At 74.7% G+C, this 11,480-nt stretch carries 9 protein-coding genes; 5 read left to right on the top strand and 4 right to left on the bottom strand.

Going from position 1 to position 11,480, the window contains the following annotated elements; all coding sequences use genetic code 11:
- Positions 1-87: 87 nt before the first annotated feature.
- From ACILRH_RS18065 to ACILRH_RS18050, 4 genes are all read left to right on the top strand, one after another.
- On the top strand, positions 88-564 hold the full coding sequence (locus ACILRH_RS18065) for a CoA-binding protein (RefSeq protein ID WP_395695447.1): 477 nt from the start codon (positions 88-90) through the stop codon (positions 562-564).
- Between the two features lie 42 nt (positions 565-606).
- Positions 607-1,086, top strand: coding sequence for a pyridoxamine 5'-phosphate oxidase family protein (locus ACILRH_RS18060; protein ID WP_395695446.1), 480 nt, complete (start codon positions 607-609; stop codon positions 1,084-1,086).
- Positions 1,087-1,149: 63 nt separating this feature from the next.
- Positions 1,150-1,467: an ArsR/SmtB family transcription factor gene (locus ACILRH_RS18055; protein WP_395695445.1), complete on the top strand. Its 318-nt coding sequence runs from the start codon at positions 1,150-1,152 to the stop codon at positions 1,465-1,467.
- Positions 1,464-1,988: an SRPBCC domain-containing protein gene (locus ACILRH_RS18050; protein ID WP_395695444.1), complete on the top strand. Its 525-nt coding sequence runs from the start codon at positions 1,464-1,466 to the stop codon at positions 1,986-1,988. The genes ACILRH_RS18055 and ACILRH_RS18050 overlap by 4 nt, the downstream gene beginning before the upstream one ends.
- 33 nt (positions 1,989-2,021) lie before the next feature.
- On the opposite strand, the gene ACILRH_RS18045 is transcribed toward ACILRH_RS18050, so the two are convergent.
- The 4 genes from ACILRH_RS18045 to pepN all read right to left on the bottom strand — a co-directional run bounded on the left by ACILRH_RS18045 (position 2,022) and on the right by pepN (position 9,543).
- Positions 2,022-4,670 (bottom strand): AAA family ATPase, encoded by a 2,649-nt coding sequence (locus ACILRH_RS18045; protein ID WP_395695443.1) that lies wholly within the window; start codon positions 4,668-4,670, stop codon positions 2,022-2,024.
- Positions 4,667-5,836, bottom strand: a complete 1,170-nt coding sequence (locus tag ACILRH_RS18040) for an exonuclease SbcCD subunit D (protein WP_395695442.1) — start codon at positions 5,834-5,836, stop codon at positions 4,667-4,669. The genes ACILRH_RS18045 and ACILRH_RS18040 overlap by 4 nt, the downstream gene beginning before the upstream one ends.
- A gap of 426 nt (positions 5,837-6,262) precedes the next feature.
- Positions 6,263-7,099, bottom strand: coding sequence for a formate dehydrogenase accessory sulfurtransferase FdhD (locus tag ACILRH_RS18035; protein ID WP_395695441.1), 837 nt, complete (start codon positions 7,097-7,099; stop codon positions 6,263-6,265).
- Positions 7,096-9,543, bottom strand: a complete 2,448-nt coding sequence (pepN, locus tag ACILRH_RS18030; RefSeq protein ID WP_395695440.1) for an aminopeptidase N — start codon at positions 9,541-9,543, stop codon at positions 7,096-7,098. Before pepN ends, ACILRH_RS18035 begins: the two co-directional genes overlap by 4 nt.
- A 144-nt stretch (positions 9,544-9,687) precedes the next feature.
- On the opposite strand from pepN, the gene ACILRH_RS18025 reads away from it, so the two are divergent.
- Complete coding sequence (locus ACILRH_RS18025) at positions 9,688-11,466, top strand: hypothetical protein (protein ID WP_395695439.1); 1,779 nt, start codon at positions 9,688-9,690, stop codon at positions 11,464-11,466.
- Positions 11,467-11,480 lie beyond the last annotated feature (14 nt).

Below are 11,480 nucleotides of genomic sequence, written 5' to 3'. Positions count from 1 at the left end.
CTCCCCGGCTCCCCGGCGTTCGGCCCTGGCGCACGCCGCGAGGCGGGACGAGCGTGGCGGTGACGGGACCGTCGAGAGGAGTCCTCCATGCCCACCATCAAGCAGGCCGCGTCGGAGTTCCTGGCGCACCGGCGGATCGCGGTGACCGGGGTGTCGCGCAACCCGGGAGGTCACGGCAGCAACGCCGTCTACCGGCGGCTGCGGGACCGGGGCTACGAGGTCGTCGCGATCAACCCGAACGCCGAGCAGGTCGAGGGCGACCCCTGCTACCCCGACCTCGCGTCGGTGCCGGGCGGGGTCGAGGCCGTCGTGATCGCGACCAGCCCGGAGCACGCGTCGGAGACCGTGCGGCAGTGCGCCGAGCTCGGGGTGACCCAGGTGTGGATGCACCGCGGTCCCGGCGCGGGCAGCGTCTCGCCGGAGGCCGCGGCGGCCGGCCGCGCCGCGGGCATCACCGTCATCGAGGGTGGCTGCCCGTGCATGTTCGGGCCCACCGCCGACGTCGGGCACAAGGTGATGCGACCGATGTTCGCCCTGAGCGGGCACGTCCCGCGCCAGGTCTGAGGACCGGGAGTCGTCGGTGCGGCATCGGGGTACCCGACCGCCATGGCTGATGACACCGGTGACGAGAAGTTGCTCCTCGAGCTGCTGGAGGACATCCCGATCGGGATGCTGACGACCTTCGGGCCCGATGGGCCGCGCAGCATCCCCATGGCCCGCCAGCAGGTCGAGCCGACGGCCGAGCTGTGGTTCATCACCACGCGCGACAGCGCGCACACCCGGGCCGTCCAGGCCGAACCCCGGGTGTCGCTCACCTTCTCCTCGCGCGAGTCGTGGGTGGCCGTCTACGGCACCGCCGCCGTGGTCGACGACGGTGACCGGCTCGCGGAGCTCTGGAACACGTTCGCGGAGGCCTGGCTGCCGGGTGGGCCCGAGGACCCGAACGCCGTGCTGCTGCGCGTCGACGTCCACAGCGGGGAGTACTGGGACAGCCCCGGTGGCCGGATCGCCACCCTGCTCAGCTTCGCGAAGGCGAAGCTGACCGGGGACACCTACGACTCCGACCACGGCCGCGTGGACGTCTGAGCCGTCTGGTGCCTCGTACTGCGTAACCTTGTGGTTACGTAACTGATCGGTTACGCTCTGATCATGGATGCGGTGCTGCACGCGTTGGCCGACAGGAGCCGTCGGACGGTCCTGGAGATCCTCCGCGACCACCCCGCGACCGCCGGGGAGCTCGCCGACGCCCTGCCGATCGCTCGGCCCGGCGTGTCCCGCCACCTGCGGGTGCTGCGGGAAGCCGGGCTCGTCGACGTGCGCCAGGAGGCCCAGCGCCGGATCTACACCATCCGGCCCGGACCCCTCGCCGAGGTCGACGACTGGCTCGAGGGGTACCGCCGGCTGTGGCGGGGCCGGCTCGACGCACTGCACACCGAGGTCGCCCGAGGAAAGAGGAGCACCAGATGAGGATCACCGGCACCATGCGAGCGCTGGCCGACGGCCGCGGCGCTGTCCGGGTCGAGGAGACCTATGACACTGACATCGACGACCTGTGGGAGGCGTGCACCACGCCGGAGCGTCTCGCCCGGTGGATCGCGCAGGTCTCCGGCGACCTCCGCGAGGGCGGCACCGTGCAAGCGGTGTTCACCAGCACCTGGAGCGGACCGGTGCGGATCGAGGTCTGCGACGCACCCCGCCACCTGCTGCTGACGTCGTTGCCGGGCTCCGAGGACGAGTCGCAGCTCGAGGCCTGGCTCACCGCGGACGGCGCGCGGACCACCCTGGTGGTGGAGGAGCGCGGCCTGCCGGTCGACGCGCTCCACTTCCACGGCGCCGGGTGGCAGGTGCACCTGGAGGACCTCGGGCGATCGCTGGCGGTCGACGGCCCGGCACACGCGGACGGGTGGTCCGACCAGGCACCCGCCCCGGCCTGGAAGGCGCGCTGGACCGAGCTCACCCCCCGCTACGAGGCGGCGGCCACCGGCTGAGAGCCCGGCGGTGGCAGCGGCGTGGTCTGGGCGTCAGCGGCAGATCGCGAGCGTCGAGCCGCGCCGGTCCTTGCTGACCACCAGGCGGGTCGGGATCCGGTCGCGCATCTCGGCCACGTGGCTCACCACGCCGACCACCCGGCCGCCGTCGCGCAGGGCGTCGAGGGTGTCCATCACGTCGTCGAGCGTCTCCGCGTCGAGGGACCCGAACCCCTCGTCGACGAAGAGGGTGTCCAGGTCGGCGCCACCCGCCTCCTGGGTCACGACGTCGGCCAGCCCCAGCGCGAGAGCGAGGCTGACCACGAACGTCTCGCCACCGGACAGGGTCGCCGGGTCGCGGGACTCACCCGACCAGTCGTCGCGGACCAGCAGGCTCAGGCCCCCGCGGGTCTCGCCCGCGCCGCGCCGGCCCGTGTGCTCCAGGGAGTAGCGCCGGTCGCTCATCGTGGCCAGCCGGAGGTTGGCGGCATCGACGACCTGGCCCAGGCGGTAGCCCAGGACGTACGCCGAGAGCCGGACCTGGAGCCGGTTGTCGGCGGACTTGCCCTCGACGAAGGCGCTGAGCGACGTGGCCAGGTCGAGCTCCTCGCGCAGCGGTGCCCAGGTCGCCAGGGCGGTGTCGAGCTCGGCCACGAGCAGAGCGAGCCGCCGGGCGAGGGCGCACCAGTGCGTCTCGTGGGAACGGGCCCGTCCGAGGGCGTCGAGGGCGACGCGGTGGTCGTCCGCCAGGGCGGCGAGGTCCGGCAGCTCGGCAGCCGCGAGCTCCTCGGCCCCGGGCTCGGCCAGCACCGCCGTCACCACCGCGAGCAGGCGGTCGTGCTCGGCGAGGCGGCGGGCCAGGTCGTCGTACGTCTGCTGGTCCAGCGCGGCCGCCACCGCCTCCTCGGGCGTGCCGAACCCGGCCTCGGCGGTCGCGGTGGCGAGCGCCAGTTCGGCGTCGCGGAGGGTGGTCTCGGCGACCGCGAGCCGGTCCAGGGCCGCGAGCCCGGCCCGTGCCTCCTGCTCGTCCCGTCGGCAGGGTGCGAGCCTGGCCTCGTCGTGGTCGGCGAGGTCGTCGTCGAGAGTGCTCGCCTCGGCTGCGAGCGCCTGCAGGGCGGACGCCACCGCGGCGGACTCGGTCGCGAGGTGTGCGGGCACGGTGTCGACGCGCTCGGTCGCCGCCGCGAGCTCGGCCGCGAGGTCACGGGACTCGGCGTGGCGGAGGAACTCGGTCGCCGCGGCGTCGTCGGCGGCTCGCTGGGCGACGCGCTCGGCGGCCTCGTCCGGGGCGTCGGACGACGGTGCTGCGGGGTGCGGGTGATCGCAGGATCCGCAGACGGGGCAGGACCCGCCGACGACCAGACCCGCCGCGATCTCCGCAGCCATCCCGTTCACCCGCCGCTCCCGCAGGGCGATGGCGTGCTCGCGCAGGTCGAGCGTGTGCTGGCGGGCGGCGGCGTGCGCCCGGCGGGCGTCGTCGAGCCGGACCGTCAGCGAGGCGACGAGCTCGCGAGCCTCCAGCCGGGCCTGGTCGGTCGCGGCGGACAGCTCGGCCGCTCGCCGTTCCAGGCGGACGACCTCCGCCTGCACCGTCCGCCGGCGCTCGGCGCGGGGCTGGAGTGCCTGAAGGCGGGTGGCCTCCTCGGCGGCGTGCGCGAGCCGCTGCTCGAGCACGTCGCGGTCGGCGGTCGGTGCGTCCGCCCGGGCAGCGGCACCCGCCCGCGTGGCGGCCAGGGCGACCCGGTGCAGGGGGACCACGCCCGCGGCTCGGCGCGCGGTGGCGAGGCGGGCGCGGGCGGCCTCGTGCTCGTCGGCGCCGGCGAGCAGTCGCTCGTGGTCGGCCGCGGCGGCGTCCAGGCGGGCTCGCCGCTCGGTCAGCCGGCGCCCGTCCTCCAGCCTGGTGCGGGCCGCTGCCTCCACCTCGGCGGACGTGGCGGTCGTCGCGGCGCTCGCCGCGGCCGTGGCGGTGGCCTGGTCGAGGTGGCGGTGCGCCCAGGTGGAGCACTCGGGGGACTGCGGGTCGGCCGGTGCCGGGTCGCCGGTCGCCTCGCTGATGCGGCTGACGAGCTCGCCGACGACCGCCCCGGCCTCCTCCGAGCGCCGCCGCAGGGCGAGACGGTGGTCGCGCAGCCACTTCTCGACCGCGTCGAACCGACCCGTGCGGAACAGCTGCTGGAGGAGGTGGTGGCGCTCGTCGGACCGGGCCCGCAGAAACGCCTGGAACCGTCCCTGCGGCAGCATCGCGACCTGGGTGAACTGGCCGACGTTCATGCCGACCAGGCGGGTCACCAGGTGACCGGTCTCGTCCAGGCGGGTGCTCAGCGTCGTCCAGGTGCCGTCGACCCGCTCGGCGACGGTCACTGACGCCTGTTCCGTGGTCAGGCCGTCCCCACGCCGCTTGGGTCGCGACCACGACGGCGAGCGCACGATCCGGAACCTGCGGCCGGCCAGCGTGGCCTCGAGCTCGACGCGGGGGCGGGTGCCCGGCGCGGCCTGGTCGGAGCGGAGCCGCTTGGCGGTGCCGCGGTCGCCGGGGACGTCGCCGTACAAGGCGAAGCAGACCGCGTCCAGCACGCTGGTCTTGCCCGCCCCGGTCGGCCCGGACAGCAGGAAGAGCCCCGCGTCGGACAGCTCGTCGAAGTCGACCTCGACGGTGTCGGCGAAGGGCCCGAAGGCGGTGATCTGGAGCCGGTGGAGCCTCACGTCACCCCCGCTCGGGTCACCAGGACGTCGACGTCGGGGTCCTCGCAGCAGGCGTCGACGGCGGTCTGCAGCAGGGTCGCCTCCGCCGGGGTCGCCGGGGCGCCGCGCATGGCCTCGACGAAGTCGAGCGCGATGGCGTGGTCGGAGCGGCCCCGCGGGAGAGCGACCGGCACGCGGGCGGGCCGGACCCCGACCGGCTCGAACCCGATGACGAGCGTGTGGGGGAAGCGCGAGCGCAGCCGCTCCATCGCCTGCAGCGGGCGGACCGCGTCGGTGAGCGTCGCCTGCACCCAGGCGTCCTCGTGCTCGGTGAGGGTCAGGTCGTGGAGGAGGTCGTCGAGCGTGCCGCGGATCCGCGCCAGCCGACGGGGGACCGGGGCCTCGACGAAGTCGGCACGCTCGAACCCGTCGGCGCCGAGCTCCACCAGCCAGGACCCCTTGACGTGACCGGCCTCGGAGAACGAGTAGGCGAGCGGCGAGCCGGAGTAGCGCACCGTGTCGGTGAGGACCTGCCGGCCGTGCAGGTGGCCCAGCGCCGCGTAGTCGACTCCGTCGAAGACCTTGGTCGGCACCCGGGAGACCCCGCCGACGCTGATGTCACGCTCGGAGTCGCTCGGCTCCGCACCGGCGACGAACGCGTGGGCCAGGACCACGGTCCGCACGCCGGGGCGCCGCGCGGTGTCGGCCCGGACCCGCCGCATCGCCTCGGTCAGGGCGGCCTCGTGGGAGCGCGCCGGCAGCCCCCACGGCTCGCGGACCGCGTCGGGGTCGAGGTAGGGCAGGCCGTGGACGGCCACCGTGCCGTGCTCGTCGTCGAGCAGGACCGGCGTGCCGACGCCGCCCGCATCGGTGCGGATGAACACCCCCGCGGCGTCGATCAGCCGGGAGCTGAACCCCAGGCGCTGCGCCGAGTCGTGGTTGCCGCTGGTGATGACCACCTGGGCCCGGCTCCCGGCTAGACGGGCGAGCGCCTCGTCGGCCAGCCGCACCGCGTCGACCTGGGGCAGGGCCCGGTCGTAGACGTCACCGGCGACGACGACCAGGTCGACCCGCTCGCTGTCGACCACCTCGACGAGGTGGTCGACGTACGCAGCCTGGTGCTCCAGCATGCCCTCGCGGTGGAAGGACCGCCCGAGGTGCCAGTCGGAGGTGTGGAGGATGCGCACACCGCAACGCTAGGAGCCCGCACCGACACCGCCGCCCCGGCACGCCGGAGCAGCGGCCGCGGTCGGCCCAGAACATGCGGGGATTGGTCACAATCCGCATGTTTTTGGGCCCGGGACCTGCGGTTGGTGACCAATCGACGTGATTCTCCCGCACTCGGCCTGGCAGATCGGGGGATCGGCGGCGGCTGGCCGGAACGTGCGGGGATTGGTCACAATCCGCAGGTTTTCGGGCCCGGGACCTGCGGTTGGTGACCAATCGACGTGATCCTCCCGCACTCGGCCTGGCAGGTCGGGGGATCGGTGGCGGCTGGCCGGAACGTGCGGGGATTGGTCACAATCCGCAGGTTTTCGGGCCCGGGACCTGCGGTTGGTGACCAAACGACACACTTTTCGGCGCCGGCGGGCGGGCTGGCGGAGCCGGCGGGTTCAGGCGAAGCGGACGCAGCGGTCGGCCGAGGTGAAGCCGTAGAGGACCAGGCCGGCGTCGGCGGCCAGCCGGACGGAGAGCGAGGTGGGGGCGCCGACGGCGACCAGGGAGCCGGTGCCGGCGGCGACGGCCTTCTGCACCAGCTCGAACCCGGCCCGGCCGCTGACGACCAGGCACGCCTCGGCCGGTGCGGTGCCGGAGAGGACCCGGGCGCCGGTGACCTTGTCGACGGCGTTGTGCCGGCCGACGTCCTCGCGCACGACCACGAGGCAGCCGTCGGCCGTCGCCAGGCCGGCGGCGTGCACGCCGCCGGTGCGGGCGAAGACCGGCTGCTCGGCGCGCAGCAGGCCCGGGAGGCTGCGCACGACCTCCGGGTCCGGGAGCGGCCCGACCCAGCGGGGACCGCGGGGGGCGTCGAGGGAGGCCGCGACGCTGTCCTTGCCGCAGACGCCGCAGGCCGACGACCCGGCGCCGTCGTGCCGGTGCCCCGGGTCGCGCAGCGGCGGACGGTCCAGGGTCACGGTGACGACGTTGAACTGCTGCTCTGGCGTGAGGGCGGCGTCGGTGCAGTAGGCCACCCCGTGGACCGAGGCCGGGGCGGCGAGCCCCTCGTGGACGAGCCAGCCCGCCGCGAGCTCGAAGTCGTGGCCGGGGGTCCGCATGGTGACCCACACCCGCCGGGCCGGGGCCCCCGGCCAGGCGAGCCGGATCTCCAGCGGCTCCTCGGTCACCACCCGGTCCTCGCGCTGCCGGTCGCTGCCGGCGGCGAGCTCGTGCACCCGGGTCCGGACCGTCGGTCCGGGACGGCGCGCGCGGTCGGGCGGGAGCAGGGTCACGGCTGCGGGTACCTCGCGCGCACGGCGAGCATGCGGGCCAGCACGTCCGCCTGGTCGGCGAGCCGACGCCGCACCGCCGGGTCGAGGTCGTCGTCGGTGGCGAGCTCGCGGGTGCGGCGCAGCGTCTCGTCGGTGAGCGAGGTCCGCGGGAAGAAGAACTCGGTCGCGTCGGCGAGCACCCAGCCCGAGCGGACCGAGACCGTCGCCGGGAGGTCGGCGAAGTAGCGGTCGACGTACGGCGCCGTCAGCGTGTCCTGCCCGCCGCGCCACATCCCGTTCCCGGCGGCCTCGATCTCGTAGTTGGGGACGTCGGCCTTGCCGGTGAAGCGGTCCCACGCCCACTCCTTGGCCTCCGGGTCGGGCAGCGAGGCGACCGCGCGGGTGTGCTCGACGCGCGAGCTGCCGGTCGGCTCGGCGTCCAGCGCGGCCTGGAGCTCGCCGGCGTCGGTGGCGCCGAGCGTGGCCAGCCGCACCAGGATCCGCCAGCGCAGGTCGAGGTCCACCGCGATCCCGTCCGGCGGCGCGACGAGCCAGTCCCGCAGGCGCTCGGGCTCGGAGGCGGAGCTGATCGCGGTGCGGAACGCGGCGAGCTGGCGCTCCGAGCCGGGGCCCAACGCGTCGAGCTTGGCGAGCGCGGCGCCGTGGACCCTGTCCAGCGCGCCAGGACCGGCCAGCGGCACGACGGTCCCGAGCACCCAGGTCAGGGTGCGGCGCCGGGTGTCCTCGGTGTCCTCGACCGGGAGGCTCGCCACCACCGCGTCGAGGACCGCGCGGGGGTCGACGGCGGCGTCGTGCAGCGCGCCGCGCAGGCCGTTCCAGATGCCCGCGCGCAACCGGTCGTCCGTCACGGCCGGCAGCAGGGCCGGCAGCTCCGCGACGGTCACCTCGTCGGGGTGGACGACGGCCCACGACTCGTCGTACGCGTCGAGCACCACCGCCGCGCCGGGCGGCACGTCGAACGGCGTCGCCGGTCCGTCGACCCGGACCGGCCGGTCCAGCCACCGGCCGTCGACGGCGAGAGCGGCGCGGAACGTATGGGCCCGGTCGGCCGGGTGGGCCGGTGGTGCGCTCCGGCGCACCACGCCCGCCGCGCGGTCGAGCGCGAGCGTGTCGGCGCCGGCGGTGCGCAGCCACTGGGACGTGAACGACGACAGGTCGCCCGCCCCGGCACGCTCCCACGACCCGAAGAGGTCGTGCATGGTGGCGTTGCCGAACCGGTGCCGGGTCAGGTGGTCGACGACACCGCCGAAGAACACGTCGTCGCCGACCGCGGCGGCGAGCTGCTTGAGGCAGCTGGACCCCTTGGAATAGGAGATGCCGTCGAAGTCCTGCAACGCGGCCCCGGCGCTCGCCGCCCCGTTGCCCGCGACCGGGTGCGTGCTGGGGCCCTGGTCGGTCGCGAGACCCCACATCCGGCGGTCGTAGGCGTTGTCGGTCCAGGCGTCGTCGTACTCCGTGACGTCCGCGGTCACCCGGACTCCGAGGTACTCCGCGAACGACTCGTTGAGCCACAGGTCGTCCCACCAGCGCGGGGTGACGATGTCACCGAACCACTGGTGCGCCATCTCGTGCGCCAGGGTGGTGGCGCGCTGGATCCGCATGCCCCGGGTGACCCGGCTGGAGAAGACCAGCGGGTCGCGGAAGGTCACGCAGCCCGGGTTCTCCATCGCCCCGGCGTTGAACTCCGGGACGAACGCCTGGTGGTAGTCCCCGAACGGGTACCGGATCCCGAAGAGCCGGTGCATCTCGTCGAAGCACTGCCGGGTGAGGGTGAACAGCTCGTCGGCATCGGCGTCGAGGTCCGCCGCCAGGCTGGCCCGCGCGGACAGGCCGAGGGGGATGCCGTCGTGCTCGTCGCGGAGCACGTGGTACGGCCCGGCGACCAGGGTGACGAAGTACGTCGACAGCGGCTTCGTGCGCTCGAGCTCCCACACGCCGGGCTCGGGGTTGCGGGCCGAGGCGTTGCCGATGACGACCCAGTCCGCCGGCGCCGTCACGTGGAAGGTGTACGGCGCCTTGAGGTCCGGCTGGTCGAAGCACGCGTAGACCGTGGGGGCGGCCTCCATGAAGTTCATGCCGTAGACGTAGTGCCGCCCGTCCGCCGGGTCGACGCTGCGGTGCAGGCCCTCGCCGTCGTTGCGGAACGGCATGACGGCGTCGACGACGAGCTCGTGCTCGCCCTCGGCGGTGTCGACCGGGAGCCGGCCGCGGTCGAGCAGCCCCGGGTCGACGGGCCGACCGTCGAGGCGGATGGATCGGACCGAGACCGGCTTGAGGTCCACGAACGTCGGTCCGCCCGCGCTGCGGAACCGGATGGTCGTCACCGAGCCGAACGTGCGCTCGTCGGCGGCCAGGTCGAGCCGGACGTCGTACTCCTCGACGGTGATGAGGTCCGCGCGCGCGACGGCCTCCGCCTGCTGGAGGCTCCGGTAGGGATGGGTCACTCGGCCACCCTATGTCGCTGAGCGGGGTCCCCTGGGGGTCTCGGTTCGGTAACGGTCGCCGGGTCGCAGGACGACCGTCGGTGCGGCGTCCTAGCGTCCAGGACTGAGGGCGAGGTCCGCCCCACTCGGGAACGGGGGAGCTCCATGTCAGCCACGACCAGGTCGGTCACCACCAGTCGGCGCGTCCGCGCGCTGCTCGCGGCCACGACGCTCGCGGGGCTCGCCGCCGCCACGCTCGGCACCGGTGCGGCGCCGGCGGCGTCCGCCGACCCCGGCGGCGACTGCGCGGTCGCCTTCCCCGTGGCCGAGGTGCACGCCGACGACCTCGTGCACGGGTCGACGGTCACCCACGGCACCGACCCCGAGCCGTTCACGGGCAAGGTCCTCGGCGTCGTCGAGGACGGCATCGCCCCGGACGTCGACATGGTGATGGTGCGCCTGAAGTCCGACGAGATCGACAAGGTCGGCATCTGGCAGGGCATGTCCGGGTCCCCGGTGTATGCCGAGGACGGTCGGCTGATCGGTGCGGTCGCCTACGGGCTGGCCACCGGGCCCTCGCCGGTCGCCGGAGTGACGCCGTTCGAGAAGATGGACGACCTCCTGGGCGCAGCGCGCCCCCGCGTCCCGGTCGGGCCCGTGGCGGCGCGGCAGATCGCGCGCCACAGCGACGTCTCGGTGCGACAGGCGGCCCAGGGCTTCGAGGAGCTGCCGATGCCGGTGGGCGTCGCCGGTGTCGGCGCGGCCGCGCTGGCGCGGCTGGACCGGCACGCCGCCGACCACCGGTGGGCGACGCGCTCGGCGCACGCGGCCGGACGGGCCTCGGCCGCGGTCGCCGACGAGACCGACATCGTCGCCGGCGGCAACCTGGGCGCCTCGATGACCTACGGCGACGTGACGATGGCAGGCATCGGGACCGTCACCTCGGTCTGCGGTGACCGGGTCGTCGGCTTCGGCCACCCGATGAACTGGAGCGGCGACGCGACGCTGGGCCTGCACCCGGCCGACGCGGTCTACATCCAGGAGGACATGGTCGCCGGGTTCAAGGTCGCCAACCTGGCGCCGCCCGTGGGCACCATCACCGACGACCGGCTCGCCGGCATCGCCGGCACGCTCGGTCCGCTTCCCGACACGGCTGAGCTGACGGTCGGCCTGACCCACGGTGCCCGGTCCCGCACAGGCATCACGCACATCGCCGACCGCAGCCCGGACACGATGGCCTACAGCACGCTCTTCGGCGTCGCGGCCGACCACGTCGCCGTGGTCGACGGCGCGGCGAAGGGCACCGAGGTCGTCGCCTGGTCCGTGGCCGGCACCGACGGGGACGACGTGCCGTTCACGCTCTCCTCGGGCAACCGCTACACGTCCTCAGACCTCGCCGGCGAGGTGGGCTTCTCGCTCGGGGACCTGGTCTACGGCCTCGCCCACGTCCCGGGCATCGCGATCGACTCGATCTCGATCGACGGCACGCTGACCGACCCGGCGCGCTCCTACGCCATCAGCAAGGTCGAGGTCCGTCAGGGCGGCGCCTGGGTCCAGGTGACGCGACGGTCCTCCCTGGTGGCCCGCGCCGGCTCGAACCTGACCGCTCGGGTGACCCTCACCAGCGCGGACTCCACCCGGATCGTCGGGGCGCACCTGGCGGTGCCGGCCGGCTTCTCGGGCCAGGTCGCGGGCCTCATGGTGGTCGGTGGACGGCAGGTCGACCCGGGCCGGATGCCGCGCACCGTGGCCGGGGTGCAGGAGTGGCTGGCCGCCCAGGTCCGCAACGACCAGCTCCAGATCTCCCTCACGCGGGAGGGCCGGGCCGCCGGTGGCGGCGCCGTGGGTCGCGGTGCGGGCGTGCCGCGCACCGTCCAGACCGTGGTGGGACCGGTCAACGGCGTGGTGCGAGGCCGGGTGATGGGCAGCGCCGTCGTGCGGTGACGCGCCCGAGCGTC

Origin of the sequence: Nocardioides sp. (genome assembly GCF_044226765.1) — a bacterium.
Lineage (GTDB): Bacteria > Actinomycetota > Actinomycetes > Propionibacteriales > Nocardioidaceae > Nocardioides.
This window is presented reverse-complemented; position numbering and strand designations above follow the sequence as displayed.